Origin of the sequence: Actinomadura sp. KC345 (assembly GCF_004348515.1) — a bacterium.
Classification (GTDB): domain Bacteria; phylum Actinomycetota; class Actinomycetes; order Streptosporangiales; family Streptosporangiaceae; genus Spirillospora.
Map to the genome: position 1 here is coordinate 1 of NZ_SMKH01000113.1, position 22,784 is coordinate 22,784.

Here is a 22,784-nt window from a genome sequence, read left to right on the forward strand (position 1 = left end):
GCCCTGCCCGCCGCCGCCCTGCCCACCGGCCTGGCCGCCGCCGCTCTGCCCACCGGCCTGACCGCCGCCTTGGCCGCCTTCGCGGTCGATGTAGTCGCCGGCCTTCTGCTGGGCCTTGTCGACCTTGTCGGCGTACTTGCCGCCGGTGCGCTCGTCGATCACGTCCCCGGCCTTCTCCACGCCCTGGCGGGCCTTGTCGGTGTTCTGGCCGAGCATCTGCTTGACCTTGTCGACGATGGACATGCGAAATCCCCCCGGATCCCTCGTCTCGTCCGCGGCGACACGCGCTTGCGCGCGGCACCCGTACAACCCGCCTATACCCGTTCTGTTGCCACAATCAATCACGTGACCTCACGAAATGCGCCCTGTGCACCACCTCCGGGGCCGCGCCCCGCCGCCCCGGACGTGCTCGCGGTCGTCGGCGCGACCGCCGCAGGCAAGTCCGACCTCGCCGTGGAACTGGCCCTGAGGCTGGGCGGGGAGGCGGTCAACGCCGACTCGATGCAGCTGTACCGCGGCATGGACATCGGCACGGCGAAGCTCACCCCCGCCGAGATGCGCGGGGTGCCCCACCACCTGCTGGACGTCTGGGACGTGACCGAGACCGCGAGCGTCGCCGAATACCAGCGGCTCAGCGCGGACGTGATCGCGTCGATCCGGGAGCGGGACCGGCTGCCGGTGCTCGTCGGGGGCTCGGGCCTGTACGTGCGGGCCGCGCTCGACCACATGGACTTCCCGGGGACGGACCCGTCCGTCCGGGCGCGGCTGGAGGGCGAACTGGCGGACGCCGGGCCGGGCGCGCTGCACGAGCGGCTGCGCGGGGTCGACCCGGCCGCGGCGGAGGCGATCCTGCCGAGCAACGGCCGCCGGATAGTCCGGGCCCTGGAGGTCATCGAGATCACCGGCCGGCCGTTCACCGCGACCCTGCCCGAGCACCGGCACCGCTACGACTCGGTCGTCCAGATCGGCCTGAGCGTGCCCAGAGACGAACTGGACGAGCGCATCGCCGTGCGGGTGGCGCGGATGTGGGACGCGGGCCTGGTCGGCGAGGTCCGCGAACTGGAGCGCGCGGGCCTGCGGGACGGCCTGACCGCCGGACGCGCCCTCGGCTACGCGCAGGTGCTCCGGGTCCTCTCGGGGGAGTGGTCGGAGGAGCAGGCCAGGGCGGACACCATCCGGGCGACCCGGCGATTCGCCCGCAGGCAGGAGTCGTGGTTCCGCCGGGACCCGCGCGTCCGGTGGCTGCCCTACGACGCCCCGGATCTGGTCGACCGGGCGCTCGCCCTGGCCACCCGGGACCTGCGGCGGAGGCCATAGAATCGGATCATGCGGTTTGTCAAGGGGCACGGCACCGAGAACGACTTCGTGATCCTGCCCGATCCGGACGGCGACCTGGACCTCGCGCCCGAGGCCGTGGCGCGGCTGTGCGACCGGCGCGCCGGGATCGGCGCCGACGGCGTCCTGCGGGTGGTCCGGACGAAGGCCGCGGGCCTCGACACGGGCGCCGAGTGGTTCATGGACTACCGCAACGCCGACGGAAGCATCGCCGAGATGTGCGGCAACGGGATCCGCGTCTTCGCGCGCTTTCTGGTCGAGGCGGGCCTCGCCGCGCCGGGGGAGTGGGACGTGGCCACCCGGGCCGGCCTGCGGAGAGTGACGCTCGGCGCGTCCGGCGACGTGAGCGTGGACATGGGCCCGGCCGAGCTGCTCGGCCACGGTGAGGCGTCCCTGGCGGGCACCGTGTTCCAGGGGCAGCGCGTCTCCGTGGGGAACCCGCATCTCGCATGCCGGGTGGACGGGCCCGTCGCCGCGCTGGATCTGTCGCGGGCGCCCGGCTTCGACCCCGGCGTCTTCCCCGACGGGGTGAACGTCGAGTTCTTCCGCGCGGTCGGGGAGCGGCACCTGGAGATGCGGGTGTACGAGCGGGGCTCGGGCGAGACCCGTTCCTGCGGCACCGGGACGGTCGCGGCCGCCGCCGCGGCCGCCGCGGGCTCGGCCGGGCCGGCCGAGTGGGTCGTGGACGTGCCCGGCGGGCGGGTGACCGTCGCGCTCGACGGCGGGACCGGCCGCCTGACCGGCCCGGCGGTGCTGGTCGCCGACGGCGAGACCCGGCCGGGCTGGATCTAGCGGAAACCCCGTCCAACCAGGGCCGGAGAGCCGGTCGGGCCGTCCCGGCTCGAACGGGACAGGTGTCCCTCACCAACGGGACCGTCCGGCGCCTAACTTCGTTCATGCACACCCTCTGGTGAATGGCCCGTACGGATCGGGATGGGAGCCCCGGTTCGTACGGAGCCTGAGGGCCGGTGGCGACCTTCTTGGCGGGGGGCGGTCACCGGCCCTCCCACCGGGTGAGAGCCGGGACACCGCGCAGCCGGCCCGCAGCTCGCGGCCGGAGCGCGTCAGAGATGGGCGCCGTTGACGGGCAGTCTGGCCCGCACCAGCGTCCCGCCCTTGGGGCCGGGGCCGACGGTGCAGGAACCTCCGAGTTCGGCCGCGCGCTCCCGCATCGATGACATGCCGATGCCGGAACGCACCTGTGAGGGCAGGCCCACGCCGTCGTCGTCCACGGAGACGTGCAGATCCCCGTTCAGGTGCAGCCGGACCACCGCGGAGCCGGCCTTGGCGTGCCGGTGCACGTTGGTGAGCGCCTCCTGGACGATCCGGTAGGCGGCGACCTCGGCGGCCGCCGGGAGCCCCTTCAGATCGCCGTCCACCTGGACGTCCACCTCCGGTCCGTCTCCCGTGGCGACGACTCCGCCCAGCGCCTGGATCGCGCCCTCCAGCCCCAGATCGTCCAGCGCGGGCGGCCGCAGCCCGTACACCAGCTCGCGGATGTCGCCGATGGTGCTCCCCATCGTCACGCGGAGCTCCTCCAGCAGCGTGTCCACCGCCTCGGGGTCGGTCTTCAGCGTGATGCGCGCGGCGTCGACCGTCATCGCGAGGCTGGCGAGCGTCGGGCCGAGCCCGTCGTGCAGGTCGCGCCGCAGCCGCCGCCGCTCCTCCTCCCGGGTGCGGAGGATGTGCTCCCTGGACCGCTGCACGTCCGCGGCGAGCCGCACCGCGTTCGCCAGCTCGGCGAGGTTGCGGGCCAGGACGCCCGAGAGCCGCGCGTCCGGCGACCGGGTGACGCCGAACAGCAGCCGGCCCACCGGCTCCCCGTGCCACACCAGCGGGATGAGCTGCGGCCGGTCGCCGAGCACGCCGTCCTCGGCCGCGATCGTCCGGCGGTCGCGGTCCAGGACCTCGATCGCGACGCCGCTGGCGTGCAGGGCCGAGCGCGCCACCTCGGCGGCCACGGCCAGCGCCGCGGCCGGGTCGGCGGCGGTCTGCAGCCGCCGGTTGAGCCGGTCGGCGATCCGGTACGGGTCGCGCTCGCCGTGGATGAACCCGTCCACCGTGCGCTGCAGCCGCCGCCGGACGGGTTCGAAGACGGCGCCCGCCACGATGGCCGCGCCCAGGCCGGAGAGCGTCCCCTCGTCGTGGGCCAGAAGGCTCGCGGTGCCGACCAGTGCGAAGTACACGCCGGTGATGACGGCCGCGAGCCCCGCGTACACGAGCGTGTGGCTGACCACGAGGTCGATGTCGTAGAGCCGGTACCGGGTGATCGCGATCGCGACGCAGACGGGGACGGCGACGATCGAGACGTTGCGCAGCGGGTCGCCGATCAGCGTGTTCTCGCCGGCGTAGATGACCGCCTCGGCGACCAGCCCCGGGTAGACGACCCAGGCGATCTGGCGCCGGACGTCGGGGGGAGACCGGACGAACCGCACCGCGATCGAGAAGAGGGCCGCCGCCAGGGTGCCGATGATGACCGCGGTGATGGCCGGCGGGATCGCGCCGAACGGGTAGACCGAGACCCCGTTGTGCCATTCGCGCACGTCCGGGTCGATCGTCAGATGGACGCAGACGATCACCGGGACGAGGCAGGCGAGCGCGAGCGCCGGCCGGAACCAGCGCGACACCAGCCGCCCGTCGGGGAAGATCAGCGGCAGGACCAGCGTCAGGGCGTAGGTGTCAACGGCCCAGAGCCAGGTGCTGAGCCAGGTGAGGAAGCCGGTTCCGGCCCAGCCGTGGAGGTCGAACCACGGGGCCATATTGAGCGAGAGGACGTACACGCCGGCGCTGAAGCCCGCCCCGAGCATGAGCCAGCCGACCGTCAGGCCCGGCCGGTGCCGCAGCAGCACGGCGGCCACCGGCGTCCAGGCGACCGCGACGAGGATCTCCGGATGCCACCAGACCATCCGCAGGTCAGGCGGCAACCGGGTACCGATCGCGAACGACGCGGCGACGAGCAGGACGGCGCCGAGCGCGACCGGGACCGCGGCGCGTCCCGCCCCGCGGTGCTGTTCTGCCGTCACGACCATGCCCACCCCAGACCAAAAGTAATGGAATGTTAAAGCGTCCTGCCCCCTGTCCTGCAGTCACAGGGGCGTCCGCCTCAGGACACCGGGACCCCCTGCCGCCGACACTGTCTCCCGTCACGGTGCGGTGGCGTGTGCCGTGATGGTAACCGCGGAAACCGGCGGAATGAACGGAATGTACAGGTCAGGGGCGTCCGGGGGGAGAGGGTGGACGTGCCAGCCGCGCCGCCCGCCGGTGCCCGGCGCACGGTGCGGGCGGCGGCTCTGAGCCCTCACAGGGGCGGGTTCGGATCGCCGCCGGCGCCGAAAACGGCCGAAATGGGCCGCGGATCCGCGGCGTGCCGGCCGCGGCGCGGGCTCGACACGGGGAGTCTGCGGGTCAGACCGGCGGAGTCAACATGCTCGCGCGGGTGAGCGCCCGGACCCCGCGCGACAGCTCCTCGGGTGAGAAGTCCCCGAGCACGAGCCGCTGCACGAGGAAGCCGGGCACCAGCGCGAACAGCGTCTTGCCGACCGCCGCGACGTCGGTGTCGGCCGGAAGGGACCCGGCTTCGACGAGCCGGGCCGTGTAGGACGTCCAGGTCTCGCGGAGAGCGTTCACGTTGGCGGCGACGTAGGTGGCGATCTCCGGGTCGTGCATGGCGAGGGCCCACGCCTCCGGCGCGAGCTTCAGCGGCCCGTTCTCGCCGGACAGGGCGACGGCCTTGGTCGTGAGCCGCTCGACCATCTCGTCCAGCGGCAGCAGGGGGTCGCTGCGCGAGAGGTCGGCGAAGTACACGTGGATGTCGCCGACGACCGTGGAGATGTTGGCCTCGATGATCTCGTTCTTGCTGCGGAAGTAGCGGTAGACGGCGCCGGCCGACAGCCCGGACTCGGCGAAGATGTCCTGCATGGACGTCGCGTGGACGCCCTTGCGGATGAAGCAGGCGCGGGCTGCGTCCACGATCTGCCGCCGCCGCCGCTCCAGGTGCTCCTCGCTGACCCTCGGCATGGGGCAACAATAAAACGAACGTTCGTTTCTTGACAAGCCGGGATCGGGGTGTGACTCTTTTCCTAAAGAGAACGGACATTCGCTTTATTTAGGAGCCGACCATGCGGTCCTCCCTCGCCCGGCGCGCCGCCGGCGTCGCCGTCGCCGCCGCGCTGCTGCAGCTCATCATGATGACCGCGTTCACCTGGCCGGCCGCGCGCGTGGCGCCGCGCGACGTCCCGGTCGTCGTGGCCGGCCCGCAGGCCGCAGCCGTCGCCGAACGGCTGGAGCGGGAACGGCCGGGAACGTTCGACGTGGAGACACGGCGGGACGAGGCGGCCGCCCGCGCGGCGCTCACCGGCCGCGAGGCCTACGGCGCCATCGTCACCACCCCGTCCGGTCCGAAGGTGCTCACCGCCTCCGCCGCCTCGCCGGTCGTCGCCCAGCAGCTCGGGGCGCTGGCCCAGAACCTCGCCCGGACGGACGCGGCGCCCGCCCCGCCCGCACCGGCCGTCCACGACGTCGTCGCCGCCGACTCCGACGATCCGCGCGGGTCCGGATTCGGATCGCTCGTGCTGCCGCTGGTCATGTCCGGGCTCGCGGCCGCGGTGCTGCTGACGTTCGCGGTCCCCGCGGCCGCCTGGCGCGCCGCCGGCGCCGTGCTGTTCGCGGTGCTGGGCGGCCTCGGCGTGGCGGGCGTCGCGCAGGGCTGGCTGTCGCTGCTCCCCGGCCCGTACCTCGCGGTCGCCGGGGTCATGTCGCTGACCATCCTCGCCGTGACCGGCACGGTCGCCGGCCTGGCCGCCGCCTTCGGGCGACCCGGCCTCGGCGCCGGCGCGCTCACGCTGCTGCTGCTCGGCAACCCGCTGTCGGCCGCCACCTCGGCGCCGGAGCTGCTCCCGCAGCCGTGGGGCGACCTCGGCCAGCTCCTCCCGCCGGGCGCGGCGGCGACGCTGCTGCGGTCGGTGGCCTTCTTCGACGGTGCGGCCGCCGCCGGGCCGCTGGCGATCCTCGCCGTCTGGGCCGCCGCCGGGTTCGCGCTCCTGTCCGCGGCCGGCCTGCGCGGCCGCACCCGGAACGAGACCGCACCCGACCGCGAACCCGTTTCCGCCTGACGTCGGGAGCCGGCTCCACGCCCGTCGCGCGGACGCCGATCTCCCGGCTCCCGTGAATTTCCTGCGCGTTGTGTGTCCGGACAGTAGCATTCCGTGATCGATGCTGGATGGTCCGGAGGTGGGGCATTGGCGGGGTTTCTGCTGCGCCGGGTGGTCAACCATGGGGTGCTGGTCGTGCTCGCGGCAAGCCTCGCCTACCTGCTCGCCGCCACCGCGCTCGATCCCCGCGCCGCCTTCGAGGGCCGCGCTCCCCGCCCGCCCGAGGCCGTCGTCGACGCCAGGCTCACCGCCCTCAACCTCAACGACCGGACGCCGCTGGCCGAGCGCTACCGCACCTGGGCCCGGGGCGTCCTCCATGGCGACTTCGGCAGGACGCAGGAGGGCGAACGGGTCAACGCCGAGTTATGGCGCCGTCTCGGTGTGAGCCTCCGGCTCCTGATCCCCGGAGCCCTGTCAGGGGGCGTCCTCGGGGTCCTTCTTGGAGCCTATGCGGCGGTGATGCGCGGACGGTCCGCCGATCGGCTCATTACGTTCGGGTCCTATCTGCTCTTGGCGGCGCCCGTGTTCGTCCTGGCCGTGCTGTTGCAGACCATTGCGAGCACGATCAACGACGCGGCGGGCGCACAGGTCTTCGTGTGGGTCGGGGAGTCCACGCCGGGGACGCCTGACGGCGGTCTGGCGGCGTTCGCCGACCGGGTACGGCATCTCCTCCTTCCGACCGCCACGATCGCGCTCGCGCAGCTCCCCCTCTACGTGCGTTACCAGCGCGGCGTGATGCTGGACGTCCTGCACGCCGACCACGTGCGGACGGCGCGGGCCAAAGGGCTCCGGAGGCGCAGGGCCCTGCTGCGCCACGGGCTGCGCGCGGCGCTGGTCCCGATGACGACCTTCTCCGCCTATGCGGCCGGGCTGCTCGTCCTCGGCGGCGTGTTCACCGAGAAGATCTTCGGCCGGCACGGGATGGGCGAATGGCTCGTCGACTCGATCGCGCGCGGCGATGTCAACGCGGTCGCGGCGATCGTCTGCGTCGCCGCCTGCGCGGTGCTGCTGGCGGGCCTGGTCGCGGACCTCCTGAACGGCGTCCTCGACCCGCGCGTCCGCTCGGGGGCCGTGCGATGACACGGCGGGGCGCGGCCGGGCTCGCCCTGCTCGCGCTGGCGTTCCTGGTGGCGTTCGCCGGGCCGCTCGTCTCCCCCTGGCGCTGGGACGAAACGGACTTCACCGCGTTCCGGCAGGCACCGTCCACGCGGCACTGGCTGGGGACCACGCAGAGCGGGCGCGACGTGTTCGCCCTCACCCTGCGCGGAGCGCAGAAGTCGCTGGTGATCGGCCTGCTCGCCGGTGTGCTCTCCACCGTGCTCGCCGCGCTCGTCGGCGCCGTGGCCGGATTCGCGGGCGGCCTGCTCGACCGGACCCTGATGCGGGGCGCCGATCTCCTGCTGGTGCTCCCGTCGTTCCTCGTCGTCGCCGTCCTGGCGCCGCGGACGGGCGGGGACTGGCCGCTGCTCGTGCCGCTGCTGGCCGCGTTCATGTGGATGGTCACCGCCCGGATGACGCGCGCCGTGGCGATCTCGCTGCGCGGGCGCGAGTACGTGCTCGCGGCCCGTTTCGCGGGGGTGGGCACGCCGCGCGTGATCGTCCGGCACCTGCTGCCGGGGCTCGCGTCGCTGCTGGCCGTGGACGCCGGCCTGAACGTCAGCGCCGCGATCGTCGCCGAGAGCGGGCTGTCGTGCCTCGGGCTCGGGGTCCGGCCGCCGGACGTCTCGCTGGGCACGGTCATCGCCGACGCGCACGGCGCCGCGGCCGTGGACCCGTGGTGGTTCGGGTTCGCCGCCGGGTTCCTCCTGCTGATCGTCCTCGCGGTGAACCTGCTCGGCGACGGGCTGCGCGACGCCCTCGATCCGGTGGGCGGGCGGTGACGGTGCTGCGGGCCGCCGACCTGAGCGTCGGCTACGTGCCCGGTATGCGCGCGGTACGAGGGGTGAGCTTCACGGTGGCCGCGCGGGAGGTCCTCGGGATCGTCGGCGGGTCGGGCTCGGGCAAGACCACGCTCGCGCTCGCCGTCATGGGGCTTCTTCCGGAGGGCGCCCGGGTGACGGGCTCGGTGCGGTTGCGCGACGAGGAGCTGGTCGGGCGGTCCGATGCCGAACTGTCCCGGGTGCGCGCCTCGGGCCTGTCGATGGTGTTCCAGGATCCGCTCTCGGCGCTCAGCCCCTTCCTGACGGTGGGGGAGCAAGTCGCCGAGGCCGTCCGGATACGGTCCGGGGCCGGCCGCGCGGCGGCGCGCGTGCGAGCCGTGGAACTGCTCGACCTGGCCGCCGTTCCGAACGCGGCCCGGCGCGCTCGCGCGTACCCGCACGAGTTGTCCGGCGGGATGCGGCAGCGCGTGATGATCGCCATGGCGATCGCCGGCGACCCGGCCGTGATCCTGGCGGACGAGCCGACGGCCGCGCTGGACGTGACCGTCCAGGCGCGGGTCCTGGACGTGCTCGGCACCGTCGGGGACGCGACGGGCGCCGCGATCGTACTGATCACGCATGACCTGGGGGTCGTCGCGGGATTCGCCGACCGCGTCATGGTGATGCGTGAGGGCAGGGTCGTGGAGACGGGGCCGGTGGAGCGGATCTATCGGGAGCCGCGTGCCGCCTATACGGCCGAACTGCTGCGTTGCCTCCCTCGCATAGGAGACCAGGATCCGCCTCGGCATCGGCCTGAGCGTCCCGTCGTGCTGGAAGTGGACGGCCTGGTCCGGCACTGCCCCGTCCTCAAGGGAGCGCTGGTGCGACGCCGGGCCGGGACCGTGCGCGCCGTGGACGGCATCGGGTTCGAGGTCCGGGAAGGCGAGGCGCTCGCCCTGGTGGGGGAGTCGGGATGCGGCAAGACCACGACCCTGATGGAGATCCTGCGGCTGGCACGGCCGGAGAAGGGGCGTGTGGTCGTCCTCGGTCAGGACACGGCGTCGTTGAACGCGGCCCGGCGGAAGGCCCTGCGGCGACACATCCAGATCGTGTTCCAGGACCCCGTCGCGTCGCTCAACCCCCGGATGCGCGTTGCCGACGCCATCGCCGAGCCTCTGACCGCACACGGCGTCCGGTCGTCGCCGCTCCGCGGCCGTGTGACGGAGCTGCTGGGCCTGGTGGGCCTGAAGACCGACCATGCCCGGCGCTACCCCCATCAACTCTCGGCCGGGCAGAAGCAGCGTGTGGCCATCGCGAGGGCCCTCGCCGTGGAACCTCGCCTCCTGCTCTTGGACGAGCCCGTGGCGGCGTTGGACGTTGCGGCGCAGGCGAGCGTCATGGCTCTGCTGGAGAGCCTCCGCGACCGACTCGGTCTGGCGTATCTGCTCGTCTCCCATGACCTGGCCATCGTCCACCGAATCGCCCACCGAGTCGCCGTCATGCACATGGGGCGCATCGTCGAGTCAGGGACGGTGCAGCACGTGTACAAGGCGCCGGCCCACCCGTACACACGCGCCTTGCTGGACGCGGTCCCGCCGCCCCATCCGTCTCTGGGACGCCATCGTCGCGTCCTCCTACGAGGAGATCCCCCCGACCCCATGTCACCGCTCAGTGGATGCCGTTTCCGTAGCCGTTGCCCGCGCTATCCCACCCTCGCGGTAGCGGACGCACGCCTTTGCGAAGAACAGGACCCGCGGCTGTGCGGAGATCCGGATCGGTCGGTCGCCTGCCATCACCTGCTGGGCGGAGCCGAGGTCGGGCGGTGAAACGGATACTCGTCGCAGTCCTCTTGGGTACCGCGCTCATGACCGGATGCAACGGCCCTGAGCAGCCGAGCGTGTCGAATGCGGACGGGCGGCTACCGGCCTCCGACATCAACCCGACCCCGCGCGACCGTGTGGTGAACGGCGGGACGCTGCGCTGGCCGCTGCCGGAGTTCCCGACCCAATGGAACTTCAATCACGTCAACGGCACCACAGGGGCCGTCGAGCGCGTCATCCAGGGCGTCCTGCCCCATCTGATGCGTGCCGATGAGAAGGCGCTTCCGCGTCCCGTCCCCGAATATCTCCGGTCGGCCACGCTGGAGCGCACCGAGGGCGGTCAGACGGTCACGTACAGGCTCAACCCACGAGCGACGTGGTCGGACGGCAGGCCGATCGGCTACGCCGACTTCGTGGCGCAGGCCCGCGCGCTCTCTGGGCGCGACCCGCGCTACGAGGTCTCCTCCGTCACCGGTTACAGCCGCATCAAGCGCATCGAACGAGGCATCGGCGAACACACGGTCAAGGTGACGTTCGGCGGGACGTACGCGGATTGGCGAAGCCTGTTCAGCCCGCTCTACCCCGCCACCGCGTACTCCGGCCCGCACGCGTTCAACACCGGGTGGAAGAACCGTATGCACGTCACGGCCGGCCCGTTCAGAGTCCAGGAGATCGACCGGACGGACAAGACCGTCACCCTGGTCCGGGACCCTGCCTGGTGGGGGCGGCCCGCGAAACTCGACCGGATCGTCTATCGGGCGATGGATCCGGGCGCGATGCCCGGCGCGTTCGCCAACGACGAGATCGACCTCATGGACATCGGCCTGGACGCGGGCGCGCTGCGGCGGGTCCAGGGAGTGCCCGGCGCGTCCGTGCGCCGGGCGGGCGGGCCGGACTGGCGGCACTTCACGCTGAACGCGGCCTCGCCCGTCCTGTCCGACACGCGGGTCCGGCGGGCCGTCATGCTCGGCATCGACCGGGACGCGATCGCCCGGTCCGACCTTGCCGGTCTCGGAGTCCCCGTGCGGACGCTCGGCAACCACTTCTACGTCAACACCCAGGACGGCTACCGGGACAACTCCGGCGACCTCGGCGGGTACGACCCGGGCCGCGCCAGGCGGCTCCTGGACGAGGCGGGCTGGAGGCTCCACGGCAAGTACCGTTCCAAGGACGGACGGACACTGGCGCTGCGTTTCGTCTTTCCGTCCGGGGTCCCCACCAGCGAGCGGGAAGGGGAACTGGCGCGGGCGCTGCTCGAACGCATCGGGGTCCGGGTGGACATCGAGCCCGTGCCGGCCGACGACGCGTTCGGCAGGCACGTGACGCCGGGGAACTTCGACATCGTCCCGTTCTCCTGGCTGGGCACGTCCTTCCCGGTGTCGACGATGCAACCGGTCTTCGCGAAGCCGCACGGTGACCGCCTCCAGCAGAACTTCTCGCGCGTCGGGAGCGAGGCCATCGACACGGCCATGGACCGTGCCATCGCGGAAGTCGACCCGGCGAGAGTTCACGTCCTCGTGAACAGGGCCGACCGGCTCGTCTGGCGCCAGGCGTCGGTCTTGCCGCTGTACCAGCGTCCCCAGCTCGTCGCCACGCGCGCGAACCTGGCCAACCTGGGCGCCTGCGGCTTCGTCGAGCCCGCCTACCAGGACATCGGGTTCACGGGCCCGCCCTAGTCCCCGGGGAACGCGAGTTCGATGCCCGTAAGGTCGCTGGTGTACCGGGCGTTCCACACGTACAGCCGCAGGTCCTCTGCGGAGACGCCTTCGTCGACCGGGAGTTCGGAGGCGATCCGCACCACGTACGAGGCGCCCGCCGGGATCATCGAGCTGCCGTTCTCGTCGACGGGCGGCTTCGCCCCGTCGACCCGGCCGGTGATCTCGCTGCGGTTGGGGAGCGTGCACATGTCGTCGGGGATCCCCGCCTGCGGCATGCACCGCTCCCGCGCGGACGAGGGGACCTGCGCCCTCGGCATGAACAGGTCGGCGGGGTAGTCCAGCAGCACGGGCCGCCGCTGGCTGTTGGTGAGGACGTAGTCCGCGTACGCGTACGTCGTGCCTGGCGGCGGGGCCTCGGTGGCGCCGAGCGGTTCCGGATCGGTGCCGGACTCGACGGCGGCGAGGCTGTAGCCGTAGCCCTCCGGGGTGGTGAAGTTGACCGGGGGACCGGCTTCCGGGGACGGCACCGACGGGTGCCGCGCCGTGGCGCTGCTCTGACCGGCCAGCGTGGGCGAGGCGGCGTCCCCGCCCGGGTCGCCCGGCCGGACGACCACGATCGCGGTGGCCACCGCGGCGATGCCCACGGCCCCGGTGAGGGCCCCGGCGAGCCCGATCCTGCCCGCGTTGCGTTTCTTTCTCCGGCGGTGCGTACGGTACGGCTGGCGGCTGTTCGACATCTTCTGCGTGCTCCCTTGGGCCGCTCCAGGCTCGGTAAGCGCGTCCTTTGTCTCAAGCAGTCGGACACGATACCTGACGGCCCGGATCGGCGGCGGTCCAGGTCACGGGGTTACGAATCGCGCGCGACGAGCGCGTCGCGGCCCAGTCCCCGCAGGGAGGCGTCCAGCACCTGCGCGGTGTGCGCGATCGCGATGCCGGCGCCGCGCCGGCGCAGCGCGGTGGCGATCTGCATGGAGCAGCCGGGGTTGGCCGCGACCAGTAGTTCGGCTTGCGTGGCGTCCACGTTCACCGCCTTGCGGTCGCCGAGTTCTCCGGCGGCCTCCGGCTGGAAAAGGTTATAGGTTCCGGCCGAGCCGCAGCAGATGTCGGGTTCGGCGACCTCCCGGACGGTGAGCTCGGGGATCGCGGCCAGCAGCGCCCGGGGCTGGTCGCGGACGCCCTGCGCATGGGAGAGATGGCACGCGTCGTGGTAGGCGAGCGTGACCGGAAGCGGTCTCCGCTCGGCGCGCGGCCCGAGTTCCACGAGGAACTCCGCGAGGTCCCTGGTCTTCGCGGACAGCGCCTCGGCGCGGCGCGCCCAGGCGGGCTCGTCCGCCAGCAGCGCCCGGTACTCCTTCATCGCCGACCCGCAGCCGGCGGAGTTCACCACGATGACGTCGGCGGACTCGAACGTCTCGACCGTCCGGCGGGCGAAGGCGCGGGCCTCCTCCTCGCGCCCGGAGTGCAGGGACAGCGCCCCGCAGCACCCCTGGCCGCGCGGGATGACGACGTCGCAGCCTTCGAGCGCCAGGACGCGGGCGGTGGCCGCGTTGACGCCCGGGAAGAACTCGCCCTGCACGCAGCCGGTCAGCATCCCGACCGTGGCGCGGTACCCGCCGCGCGCGGCCACCCGCTCCGGAAGCCTCGGCGACGGGCCGAGGGGCGGCGCGAGCCGCTCCATCGCGGCGAGCGACGGCGACAGGCGCTCCAGCACGCCGCTGCGCCGGACGAGCCGCTCCAGCCCCGACTTCTGGTACGCGCGCAGAGGCCCGCGCAGGGCATGGAGCCGCCGCTTGTACGGGAACAGCTGGAAGACCATCTCCCGTATGGCCCGCTCCTTGAGCGAACGGGGGTGCTCGCGTTCGACGTCGGCCCTGGTCATCTCGATCAGGCGGTCGTACTGCACACCGGACGGACAGGACGTCACGCACGCCATGCATCCGAGGCAGGCGTCGAAATGCTCGACCATCGCGCCGCTGAGCGGCTCTCCGTCAGCGTGCTGCTGCATGAGGTGGATGCGGCCTCTGGGCGAGTCCATCTCCTCGCCCCACAGCACGTACGTGGGGCATGTGGGCAGGCAGAAACCGCAGTGCACGCACTCGCCGAGCAGTTTCGGCATGTCCTCCTGGGCGGACATCAGATTCCTCCAACGAAACGGCCGGGGGACAGCCGATGGTCCGGGTCGAACTGGTCCTTCACACGCCGCATCAGCGCGAGTGCCGGAACCGGGCCCCACACGTCGATCCCGCCCCGCACCTCTTCGGGGGCGTAGCGGACGACGGCGCCGCCACGGTGCCGGGCCAGCACGTCCCGAAGGCGGCTCAGGATGCCGGCCACCGTGCCGGGTGACGACCCAGCGGGGAGACCCACATGGCCATGTCCGACGCCGCTCCACGTGAGGGCGACCTCAGGGCCGACCATGGTGAGAAGTTCGCGGAGTGCGGGCGGCGGTGCGCTGATGTCGATGAGGGTGGTGCCGTCCGGGTAGCGTCCCCAGCCGTCCGGCGCGGTCTCGGAGACCGCGGCCTTCTCGCCGAGGAGCCCGGCCGTCCGTTGCGCGCGCGCGGCGACCCCGTCCGGGACGCCTTCCAGGAGGACGGAGACCGTTCCAGGGGCGATGTACTCGACGGCACTGGGCGCCACGGGCGAGTGGAGGATGCTCTGAACGGCGTCGTGCGTGTCCTCGGGCCCGCTCACGGCGCACGTCACGTAGGCGGTGGCGGCGGGAACGGGATGAAGGCGGAAGGTGGCGTCCACGATCAGGCCGAGGGTCCCGTACGAGCCGGAGAAGAGCCGCCCCAGGTCGTATCCGGCGACGTTCTTGACGACCTTGCCGCCCGAACGCGCGACCTGACCGTCCGCCCGGACGATCGTGAGCCCGATGACCAGGTTGCGGGGCGTCCCGTAGAGCGAGCGGAGGGGGCCGGCCGCGCCGGTGGCGATCGTCCCGCCGACCGTGGAACCGGGCAGAGGACGGTCGAGGGCGAGCCGCTGGCCGCGTTCCGCGAGCCTCTCGTTGAGGCGCTCCATCGGCAGCCCGGCCTCTGCCTTCGCGACCAGATCCCCTGCGGCGTGCTCTAGGAGACCGTCCATCCGATGGGTGTCGACGAGCAGATCGCACCGCTCCGGAGGCGTCCCCCAGTCCAGGCGGGTCTCGGCACCCCGCGGGACGATGGCGAGACCCTTCTCAGCAGCGACGCGCATGACGTCGGCGACCTCGGCCAGGTTCTTCGGCGCGGCGACGAGGGCGGGCTCGACGCCGAGCACGCCCTCCGCCGGCTCACCGCGCCGCACGTCGCCGCAGACCTTCGCCAGGGCGTCGAGTGCCTGCATCAGAAGAGGTCCGCCTTTCCCTCGAACGGGTGGGGGCCCTTGCGCACGCCGGGCACCTCGCCGCACATGCGCGGCGTCGGGAAGACCTTGCCGGGGTTGCACAGCCCCGCGGGGTCGAAACCGCAACGGACCATCTGCATCGTGTCCAGGTCGGTGTCGGTGAACATCCGCGGCATGTAGCGGGACTTGTCCACGCCGACGCCGTGCTCGCCCGTGATGGAGCCCCCGTGCTCGATGCACAGGTCGAGGATCGCGCCCGAGACCGCCTCCGCGCGTTCCTCCGCGCCCTCCTCCGCGTCGTCGAACAGCACCAGCGGATGCAGGTTGCCGTCGCCCGCGTGGAACACGTTCGCCACCCGCACGCCGGATTCCGCCGACAGCGCGTCGATGCTCGCCAGGACCTCCGGCAGCGCCGTCCGCGGGATGACGCCGTCCTGGACGATGTAGGCGGGGCTGATCCGCCCCACCGCGGCGAACGCGGACTTGCGGCCCTTCCAGATCAGCGCCCTCTCCTCGTCGTCGGCGGCGACGCGGATCTCGAACGCGCCGGCGTCCCGGCACAGGCGCTCGACCTCGGCGAACTGGGCGGCGACCTCCGGCTCCGGGCCGTCCAGCTCCACGATCAGCACCGAGCCGGCGCCGGGCGGGTACTCGCACCGAACCGCGGCCTCCGCCGCCTCGATCGACAGGGCGTCCATCATCTCGATCGCCGCCGGGACGACGCCCGCGCCGATGATCGCCGACACCGCGGCGCCGCCCGCCTCGATCGACTCGAACGCCGCCAGCAGCGTCTGCACGGTCTCCGGCAGCCGCGTCAGCCGCACCGTGATCTTGGTGGTGATGCCGAGCGTGCCCTCCGCCCCGACGAACACGCCCAGGAGGTCGTAGCCCGGCGCGTCCGCCGACAGCTCGACCAGCTCGCCGTCCGGCGTGACGACCTCGCAGGCCAGCACGTGGTGAGCGGTGAACCCGTACTTGAGGCAGTGCGCCCCGCCGGAGTTCTCCGCGACGTTCCCGCCGACCGAGCAGATCTGCTGGCTGGACGGGTCCGGTGCGAAGTAGTACCCGTGGGGGCGGACGGCCCGCGTCACGTCCAGGTTGATCACGCCGGGCTCCACCACCGCCCGCCGGCCCGGGATGTCGACCTCCAGGACCCGGCGCATCCGGGACGTGACGATCAGCACGCCGTCCACGCGGGGCAGCGCTCCGCCGGACAGGCCCGTCCCCGATCCGCGCGCCACGTACGGGATGCCGGCCGCCGCGCACTCGCGCACGATCGCGGCGACCTGCCCGGCGTCGTCGGGCAGCACGACCAGGCCGGGCGTCGCCCGGTGGTTGGTCAGCCCGTCGCACTCGTACGTGCGCACCCGCGCCGGGTCGGTGATCACCCGGTCGGCTCCGAGTACCGGCTCCAGCCGGGCCGCGAGCGCGGCGAGTCGCGGTTCCATCACTTCACTCTCCTCCGCGGCCGGAGGCCCCGCAAGATCGGGCACCCGGCGGAAACCGGCGGCCGCCCCCGAGGGTTACGGGAACTGCTGGTAGGCGGGGGTGGTGAGGAACTCGGAGTACTCGTCGGCCAGGGTGACCTCCTTGAAGAGGGTCACGGCCTGGTTGTAGCGGGGCTCGTTGTAGGCGGCGCCCAGCTCGTCCCTGATCTTGCCGAGCTCCTCGTCCAGGAGCTGCTCGACCCACTCCTTGGTGATCTTCCTGCCCTCGGCGGTGGAGACGCCGTTGTAGATCCACTGCCACACCTGGGAGCGCGAGATCTCGGCGGTCGCGGCGTCCTCCATCAGGTTGTGGATCGCGACCGCGCCGGCGCCGTCCAGCCAGGTGGCGAGGTAGCGCAGCGCCACGTCGATGTTGTTGCGCAGGCCGGTCTCGGTGATCTCGCCGGGGGTGTCCTTGATGTTGAGCAGGTCGGCGGCCGAGACCCTGACGTCCTCGCGGAGCCGGTCCAGCTGGTTCGGCCGGTCGCCGAGGACGCCGTCGAAGACCTCCCGGCACACGGGGACGAGGTCGGGGTGGGCGACCCAGGAGCCGTCGAAGCCGTCCCCGGACTCGCGGGACTTGTCGGCCCGGACCTTCTCCAGGGCGACCTTGTTGACCTCCTCGTCGCGGCGGGACGGGATGAACGCCGCCATGCCGCCGATCGCGTGGGCCCCGCGCTTGTGGCACGTCCGGACGAGCAGCTCGGTGTAGGCCCGCATGAACGGGGCGGTCATCGTGATCGCGTTCCGCTCGGGCAGGATGAACTCCGCGCCCCGTTCCCGGAACTTCTTGATCACCGAGAACAGGTAGTCCCAGCGGCCGGCGTTCAGGCCGGCGGAGTGGTCGCGCAGCTCGTAGAGGATCTCCTCCATCTCGAACGCGGCAGGGATCGTCTCGATGAGCACGGTCGCGCGGATGGTGCCGCGCGGGATCCCCAGGTGGTCCTGGGCCAGGTTGAACGCGTCGTTCCAGAGCCGCGCCTCAAGGTGGCTCTCCATCTTGGGCAGGTAGTAGTAGGGGCCCTTGCCCTTGTCGAGCTGGCGGCGGGCGCAGTGGAACAGGTACAGCCCGAAGTCGAACAGGGAACCCGACATGGGCTCGCCGTCGACGAGGAGGTGCTTCTCCTCCATGTGCCAGCCGCGTGGCCGGACGACGATGGTCGCGAGTTCCGCGTCGGCCTTGAGCGCGTAGGACTTGCCGCTCTTTTCGTCGGTGAAGTCGATGGTGCGGTCCAGGGCGTCACGCAGGTTGAGCTGCCCCTCGATCATGTTGTCCCACAGGGGCGTGTTGGCGTCCTCGTGGTCGGCCAGCCACACCTTGGCGCCCGAGTTGAGCGCGTTGATGGTCATCTTCCGGTCAGTGGGGCCGGTGATCTCGACGCGGCGGTCCTCAAGGCCGGGCGCGGGCTCGGCGACCCGCCAGGAGTCGTCGTCCCGGACGCCGGCGGTCTCGGGCAGGAAGTCCAGCGTCCCGCCCTCGGAGAGCCTGCGCTGGCGTTCGGCCCGCGCCTGGAGAAGCTCCTTGCGGCGGGCGCCGAACTCGCGCTGCAGGGCGGCGAGCAGGCCGAGCGCCTCGGGGGTCAGGATCTCCTCGTACCGCTCGCCGAGGGGTCCGGTGACCTCGATGCCTTCCAGTCCAGCCATCTGCCCGCCCTTTCGTATAGCGAAATTTCACTTCTGTTATGTGGAGACGGTACTCGGCGCCTTCGGCCTCGGTCAAAGCGGGTCCGTCCTGCCCGTACTCCCCATGCCTGCACCACTCCCCGCGCGCGCTTGCGTCAACCAGGGCGAGGCTTAGATCGGCCTGGGGGATAAGCAGGTGACCGCTGCGACGGTGCGTGAGACGATCGCGGGGAAGATACAGCCGCAAGGCGGCGTTCTACTGAGGACCTATGACTCAACCTTTCTCTGCAGACCAGACCCGCACCCCGGACGAGTTCGAGACCCCCGACACGGCCGGGTTCGAACCCATGACGGGCGAACTCGACCTTGAGGACCGGCGGGCACTGCGCCGCGTCGCGGGCCTGTCCACCGAGCTGACCGACGTCACCGAGGTCGAGTACCGCGCCCTCCGGCTGGAGCGGGTCGTCCTCGTGGGCGTCTGGACGGAGGGGACGGCCGAGACGGCCGAGAACTCCCTGCGCGAACTCGCGCTCCTCGCCGAGACCGCCGGCTCCGAGGTGCTCGACGGCCTCGTCCAGCGCCGGTCCCGTCCCGACCCCGCCACCTACATCGGCTCCGGCAAGGCCGCGGAGCTGCGCGACGTCGTCATCGCCGAGGGCGCCGACACCGTCATCTGCGACGGAGAGCTGGCTCCGAGCCAGCTACGGCACCTGGAGGAGATCGTCCAGGTCAAGGTGATCGACCGCACCGCGCTGATCCTGGACATCTTCGCCCAGCACGCCAAGAGCCGCGAAGGCAAGGCGCAGGTCGAGCTCGCGCAGCTCAACTACCTGCTGCCGCGGCTGCGCGGCTGGGGCGGGAACCTGTCCCGGCAGGTCGGCGGGCGCGCCGCGGGCGGCATCGGCATCGGCGGCCGCGGTCCCGGCGAGACGAAGATCGAGTTGGACCGGCGGCGGATCCGCACCCGGATGGCCAAGCTGCGCCGGCAGATCGACGGCATGGCCAAGTCCCGCGAGACCAAGCGCGGTGAGCGGCGCCGCAACGCGGTGCCCGCCGCCGCCATCGCCGGCTACACCAACGCGGGCAAGTCGTCCCTGCTCAACCGGCTCACCGGCGCCGGGGTGCTGGTGGAGGACGCGCTGTTCGCCACCCTCGACCCCACCGTCCGGCGCGCCGAGACGCCCGGGGGGCGCGCCTACACCCTCGCCGACACGGTCGGGTTCGTCCGGCACCTGCCGCACCAGCTCGTCGAGGCGTTCCGCTCCACGCTGGAGGAGGTCACCGACGCGGGGCTGATCCTGCACGTCGTGGACGGCTCCGACGCCGATCCCGAGGCGCAGATCGACGCCGTCCGCGAGGTGCTGCGCGAGATCGGCGCCGACGGGATCCCCGAGCTGGTCGTCATCAACAAGGCCGACGCCGCCGACGACCTCGCGATCGCCCGCCTCCAGCGCCGGGAGCCGCACAGCGTCGTCGTGTCCGCCCGCACCGGGTTCGGCATCGAGGACCTGCGCGCGGCCGTCGAGGCGGACCTGCCCGGCCTGGAGAGCGAGCTGCACGCCCTGGTGCCCTACGACCGCGGCGACCTCGTCGCCCAGGTCCACGAGCGCGGCGAGGTCCTCAAGCAGGAGCACCTGGCCGAGGGCACGATGCTCCACGCCAGGGTCCCGGACGACCTCGCCGGGGAACTGGCCCGCTACGAGGCCGTGGCCCCGACCTCCTGACGATCCCACCGGGTCACCACTGACCCGGTGGGGTTTCGGACGGTTCAAGATGGTGTTCGATGCTGTCTGGAAGCGGTCGCCGCGTCTCTCCCGGTCGCCGAACGGTGACAGCTTTCCCAATCGGCTTGACGGTTCGGTTGAAATCCGTACCGTCATAGAGCTAGAGGCGGGGTGAGGGCTGTCGATGCGCTGCGATCAGAGGTTGTCGGACGGGCCTTCAGTGCACTACCGTGACGAAACCGATATCTCCGGTCTCGTTGCCGATGGTGGTCTCCCGATCACCCGACCCACCGACGGTGAGTCGCCGGCACATGGCCGGCGTTTCGGATCGAGAGCAGGTGGCCCACTCCATGAAAGATCCAGGCGCCGGAGCGAGAGCGGGTGGCGTGCCCCTGTGCGCGCTGAGCCGCGCGTGGCCCCCAGCAGGCCGGTGACGCCATGACCGTACGGCTGTTGACGAACATCGGCAGGCTCTGGACGGGCACCGACGTCTGCAGCAACGCCGCGGTGCTCATCCACGACGACCGGATCGTCTGGGCCGGGCCCGCCTCCGACCTCCCGCAGCGCGTCCCCGGCATCATCGACGACATCGTCGACGTCGACCACGTGGAGAACCTGGGCGGCGGCCTGGTCACGCCGGGGCTCATCGACGCGCACTCCCACCCCGTCTACGCGGGCAACCGGTGGGCCGAACTCGCGATGCGCACCAGCGGCTCGTCCCACTCCGCCATCACCGCCGCGGGCGGCGGCGTCAACTCCACGGTGACCGTCACCCGGGGAACCGACCCCTGGACGCTCTGCAACGGCGTCCGCGAACGGCTCCGCCAGTGGATCCTCGCGGGGACCACGACCGTCGAGGCCAAGACCGGATACCACCTCACCCGGGACGGCGAACTCGCCGACATCCGCATGCTGCGGTCGCTGGAGGGCGAGCCCTCCATGCCGCGCATCCACGCCACGTTCCTGGCCGCGCACATCCTGCCGCCGGAGTTCTTCGGCCGCCGCCGCGACTACATCGAGGCCGTCCGGCTGTGGGCCGGCGACGCCGCCGTGGCCGGCGCCGACTCCATCGACGTCTACTGCGACGAGGGCCACTTCACCGCCGAGGAGGCCCGCGCCCTCCTGCTCACCGGCAAGCGCGCCGGGCTGAAGGCGCGCATGCACGCCTGCGCCAACGAGCGCATCGGCGCGGCCCAGGTCGCGGCCGAGGTCGGCTGCGCGTCCGCCGACCTGCTCACCCAGGCCAACGACGACGACATCAAGGCCCTCGCGCACGCCGGCGTCACCGCCACCGTCTGCCCCGGCAGCGCCCTGAACAGCAGCCGCGCCCCGGCGCCCGTCCGGCAGATGCTCGACCGCGGCGTCACCATCGCCCTCGGCACCGACCATAACCCGGGCCAGTGCGGCATCACGTCGATGCCCCTCGTCATCGGGCTGTCGGTCGCCATGTTCGGCCTCAGCGTCACCGAGGCGCTGCGCGCCGCCACCCTCGGCGGCGCCGCCGCGCTCCGTGTCGGCGACCGCGGCTCCCTCGCCCCGGGCATGCTCGCCGACATCGTGCTGTGGGACGCCGACCACGAGGGCGCCTTCGCCTGGGCGTTCGGGCTGCGCGCCCTCCGGATCTGGCGCGGCGGAGTCCCCGTTCAGGCCTGACACGCGCCGCCGGCGGAACGGTAGTGTCCTGCCATGGGCAGCGCGGTCGCGGTCGTCACGGATTCCACCGCCTACCTCCCGGCGGGGCTCGCCGAACGGCACGGGCTGACCGTCGTCCCGCTGCAGATCGCCGTCGGCGGCTCCACGCGGGACGAGAGCGACATCAGCACCGCCGAAGCCGCGCGGGCGCTGAAGGAATGGCACCCCGTCACCACGTCCCGCCCGGCCCCCGAGCGGTTCGCGGACGCCTACCGGTCCGCCGCGGACTCGGGCGCCCGCGGCGTCGTCTCCGTCCACCTCTCCGCCGCCATGTCCGGGACGGTGGAGGCGGCGCGGGCCGCCGCCGAGGACGCCCCGGTGCCGGTGACGGTCATCGACAGCGGAACCATCGGCATGGGCCTCGGGTTCGCCGCCCTTTCCGCCGCGGCCGCCGCCCTGTCCGGCGGAACGGCCGGCCAGGTCGCGGACGCCGCCTCCCGCCGGGCCGCCCTCACCCGCTCCCTCATCTGCGTCGACACCCTCGAACACCTGCGCCGCGGGGGCCGCATCGGCGCCGCCGCCACCCTCCTCGGCTCCGCGCTCATGGTGAAGCCCCTGCTGGACATCAGGGACGGACGAATCGCGCCGCTGGAGAAGGTCCGCACCTCCTCGCGCGCACTGGCCCGCCTGGAGGAACTCGCCGTCGCCGAGGCGGGGGACCGCCGCGTCGACCTGGGCGTCCAGCACCTGGCCGCCGCCTCCCGCGCCGAGCCCCTCGCCGCCCGCCTCCGTGAACGCGTCCCGGACGCCGTGGACGTGTTCGTCGGCGAGGTCGGCCCCGTCATCGGCGCCCACGTCGGCCCGGGCATGCTCGGCGTCGTCGTGGCCCCCCAGCTCTGACCACCGCCGCCGGCCCTGAGTTATCCACAATCACCGATGCGCTCACGGCGGCCCGGAGGCCCGGCTTAGCGTCAGGCGCCATGGAACCGAGCGCCCACGACCGCCTGCAGACCCTCATGGCCCGCCTGCGCCCTCCGGAGGCACCGCCGGCCGCCCGCTTACGCGCGGCACCCGAACGGTCGAACGTCCGCATCCTCGTCCTGATCGGCGTGGTCGCCGCCGTGGTGGCCGCGGGCTACCTGTGGCTGGCGCGCCCGCGCCCCCAC

At 72.5% G+C, this 22,784-nt stretch carries 19 protein-coding genes; 11 read left to right on the forward strand and 8 right to left on the reverse strand.

All coding sequences use genetic code 11. The features are described 5' to 3' along the window. Positions 1–243: antitoxin (locus tag E1281_RS19775; RefSeq protein ID WP_131880302.1), on the reverse strand; the 243-nt coding region annotated here is incomplete at its 3' end. A 162-nt stretch (positions 244–405) separates the two neighbouring features. On the opposite strand from E1281_RS19775, the gene miaA reads away from it, so the two are divergent. Both miaA and dapF read left to right on the forward strand, forming a co-directional pair. After that, on the forward strand, positions 406–1,317 hold the full coding sequence (gene miaA, locus E1281_RS19780; protein ID WP_131880333.1) for a tRNA (adenosine(37)-N6)-dimethylallyltransferase MiaA: 912 nt from the start codon (positions 406–408) through the stop codon (positions 1,315–1,317). Between the two features lie 9 nt (positions 1,318–1,326). Next, the gene (gene dapF / locus E1281_RS19785) at positions 1,327–2,127 is read left to right on the forward strand and encodes a diaminopimelate epimerase (RefSeq protein WP_131880304.1); all 801 of its coding nucleotides are present in this window, start codon (positions 1,327–1,329) and stop codon (positions 2,125–2,127) included. A 272-nt stretch (positions 2,128–2,399) separates the two neighbouring features. Here dapF and E1281_RS19790 read toward each other — a convergent pair whose 3' ends face one another. Together E1281_RS19790 and E1281_RS19795 are read right to left on the reverse strand one after the other, a co-directional pair. Then, positions 2,400–4,364, reverse strand: a complete 1,965-nt coding sequence (locus E1281_RS19790) for a sensor histidine kinase (RefSeq protein ID WP_131880306.1) — start codon at positions 4,362–4,364, stop codon at positions 2,400–2,402. A 376-nt stretch (positions 4,365–4,740) separates the two neighbouring features. Next, a complete protein-coding gene (locus tag E1281_RS19795; RefSeq protein ID WP_131880308.1) occupies positions 4,741–5,352 on the reverse strand; it encodes a TetR/AcrR family transcriptional regulator in 612 nt (203 codons plus the stop codon). Positions 5,353–5,453: 101 nt separating this feature from the next. Here E1281_RS19795 and E1281_RS19800 point away from each other — a divergent pair, with 101 nt between their 5' ends. From E1281_RS19800 to E1281_RS19820, 5 genes are all read left to right on the forward strand, one after another. Beyond that, positions 5,454–6,446 (forward strand): hypothetical protein, encoded by a 993-nt coding sequence (locus E1281_RS19800; RefSeq protein ID WP_131880310.1) that lies wholly within the window; start codon positions 5,454–5,456, stop codon positions 6,444–6,446. Positions 6,447–6,572: 126 nt separating this feature from the next. Beyond that, complete coding sequence (locus E1281_RS41970) at positions 6,573–7,565, forward strand: ABC transporter permease (protein WP_131880312.1); 993 nt, start codon at positions 6,573–6,575, stop codon at positions 7,563–7,565. Next, positions 7,562–8,365 (forward strand): ABC transporter permease, encoded by an 804-nt coding sequence (locus tag E1281_RS19810; protein ID WP_165959009.1) that lies wholly within the window; start codon positions 7,562–7,564, stop codon positions 8,363–8,365. The genes E1281_RS41970 and E1281_RS19810 overlap by 4 nt, the downstream gene beginning before the upstream one ends. Continuing rightward, entirely contained in the window at positions 8,362–10,170 is a 1,809-nt protein-coding gene (locus tag E1281_RS19815; RefSeq protein WP_165959010.1) for an ABC transporter ATP-binding protein, read from the forward strand. Before E1281_RS19810 ends, E1281_RS19815 begins: the two co-directional genes overlap by 4 nt. A 71-nt stretch (positions 10,171–10,241) precedes the next feature. Continuing rightward, entirely contained in the window at positions 10,242–11,840 is a 1,599-nt protein-coding gene (locus E1281_RS19820) for an ABC transporter family substrate-binding protein (protein WP_243717143.1), read from the forward strand. Here the strand turns inward: E1281_RS19820 and E1281_RS19825 are convergent. The 5 genes from E1281_RS19825 to aceB all read right to left on the reverse strand — a co-directional run bounded on the left by E1281_RS19825 (position 11,837) and on the right by aceB (position 18,283). Beyond that, the gene (locus E1281_RS19825) at positions 11,837–12,559 is read right to left on the reverse strand and encodes a hypothetical protein (RefSeq protein ID WP_131880318.1); all 723 of its coding nucleotides are present in this window, start codon (positions 12,557–12,559) and stop codon (positions 11,837–11,839) included. The genes E1281_RS19820 and E1281_RS19825 overlap by 4 nt on opposite strands. Positions 12,560–12,669: 110 nt before the next feature. Next, entirely contained in the window at positions 12,670–13,956 is a 1,287-nt protein-coding gene (locus E1281_RS19830; protein WP_131880320.1) for a heterodisulfide reductase-related iron-sulfur binding cluster, read from the reverse strand. Then, positions 13,956–15,152 carry an FAD-binding oxidoreductase gene (locus E1281_RS19835; protein ID WP_131880321.1) on the reverse strand — a complete coding sequence of 399 codons (1,197 nt, stop codon included), beginning with the start codon at positions 15,150–15,152 and terminating at the stop codon, positions 13,956–13,958. The genes E1281_RS19830 and E1281_RS19835 overlap by 1 nt, the downstream gene beginning before the upstream one ends. Next, positions 15,152–16,600: an FAD-linked oxidase C-terminal domain-containing protein gene (locus E1281_RS19840; RefSeq protein WP_131880337.1), complete on the reverse strand. Its 1,449-nt coding sequence runs from the start codon at positions 16,598–16,600 to the stop codon at positions 15,152–15,154. Before E1281_RS19840 ends, E1281_RS19835 begins: the two co-directional genes overlap by 1 nt. Before the next feature lie 75 nt (positions 16,601–16,675). After that, positions 16,676–18,283 carry a malate synthase A gene (aceB, locus tag E1281_RS19845; RefSeq protein WP_131880323.1) on the reverse strand — a complete coding sequence of 536 codons (1,608 nt, stop codon included), beginning with the start codon at positions 18,281–18,283 and terminating at the stop codon, positions 16,676–16,678. Between the two features lie 326 nt (positions 18,284–18,609). Here aceB and hflX point away from each other — a divergent pair, with 326 nt between their 5' ends. From hflX to E1281_RS19865, 4 genes are all read left to right on the forward strand, one after another. Beyond that, on the forward strand, positions 18,610–19,986 hold the full coding sequence (hflX, locus tag E1281_RS19850) for a GTPase HflX (RefSeq protein ID WP_243717144.1): 1,377 nt from the start codon (positions 18,610–18,612) through the stop codon (positions 19,984–19,986). A gap of 438 nt (positions 19,987–20,424) precedes the next feature. Further along, on the forward strand, positions 20,425–21,639 hold the full coding sequence (gene hutI / locus E1281_RS19855; RefSeq protein WP_131880327.1) for an imidazolonepropionase: 1,215 nt from the start codon (positions 20,425–20,427) through the stop codon (positions 21,637–21,639). 33 nt (positions 21,640–21,672) lie between these two features. Then, complete coding sequence (locus tag E1281_RS19860; RefSeq protein ID WP_131880329.1) at positions 21,673–22,518, forward strand: DegV family protein; 846 nt, start codon at positions 21,673–21,675, stop codon at positions 22,516–22,518. 80 nt (positions 22,519–22,598) lie between these two features. Next, positions 22,599–22,784: hypothetical protein (locus E1281_RS19865; protein ID WP_131880331.1), on the forward strand; the 186-nt coding region annotated here is incomplete at its 3' end.

Bases quoted from the DNA above. Each gene is read 5' to 3' on its own strand.
- dapF (WP_131880304.1), top strand. From the start codon at position 1,327: ATGCGGTTTGTCAAGGGGCACGGCACCGAGAACGACTTCGTGATCCTG.
- E1281_RS19790 (WP_131880306.1), bottom strand. From the start codon at position 4,364: ATGGTCGTGACGGCAGAACAGCACCGCGGGGCGGGACGCGCCGCGGTC.
- E1281_RS19795 (WP_131880308.1), bottom strand. From the start codon at position 5,352: ATGCCGAGGGTCAGCGAGGAGCACCTGGAGCGGCGGCGGCGGCAGATC.
- E1281_RS19800 (WP_131880310.1), top strand. From the start codon at position 5,454: ATGCGGTCCTCCCTCGCCCGGCGCGCCGCCGGCGTCGCCGTCGCCGCC.
- E1281_RS19810 (WP_165959009.1), top strand. From the start codon at position 7,562: ATGACACGGCGGGGCGCGGCCGGGCTCGCCCTGCTCGCGCTGGCGTTC.
- E1281_RS19825 (WP_131880318.1), bottom strand. From the start codon at position 12,559: ATGTCGAACAGCCGCCAGCCGTACCGTACGCACCGCCGGAGAAAGAAA.
- E1281_RS19830 (WP_131880320.1), bottom strand. From the start codon at position 13,956: ATGTCCGCCCAGGAGGACATGCCGAAACTGCTCGGCGAGTGCGTGCAC.
- E1281_RS19835 (WP_131880321.1), bottom strand. From the start codon at position 15,152: ATGCAGGCACTCGACGCCCTGGCGAAGGTCTGCGGCGACGTGCGGCGC.
- E1281_RS19840 (WP_131880337.1), bottom strand. From the start codon at position 16,600: ATGGAACCGCGACTCGCCGCGCTCGCGGCCCGGCTGGAGCCGGTACTC.
- aceB (WP_131880323.1), bottom strand. From the start codon at position 18,283: ATGGCTGGACTGGAAGGCATCGAGGTCACCGGACCCCTCGGCGAGCGG.
- hflX (WP_243717144.1), top strand. From the start codon at position 18,610: ATGACGGGCGAACTCGACCTTGAGGACCGGCGGGCACTGCGCCGCGTC.
- hutI (WP_131880327.1), top strand. From the start codon at position 20,425: ATGACCGTACGGCTGTTGACGAACATCGGCAGGCTCTGGACGGGCACC.
- E1281_RS19860 (WP_131880329.1), top strand. From the start codon at position 21,673: ATGGGCAGCGCGGTCGCGGTCGTCACGGATTCCACCGCCTACCTCCCG.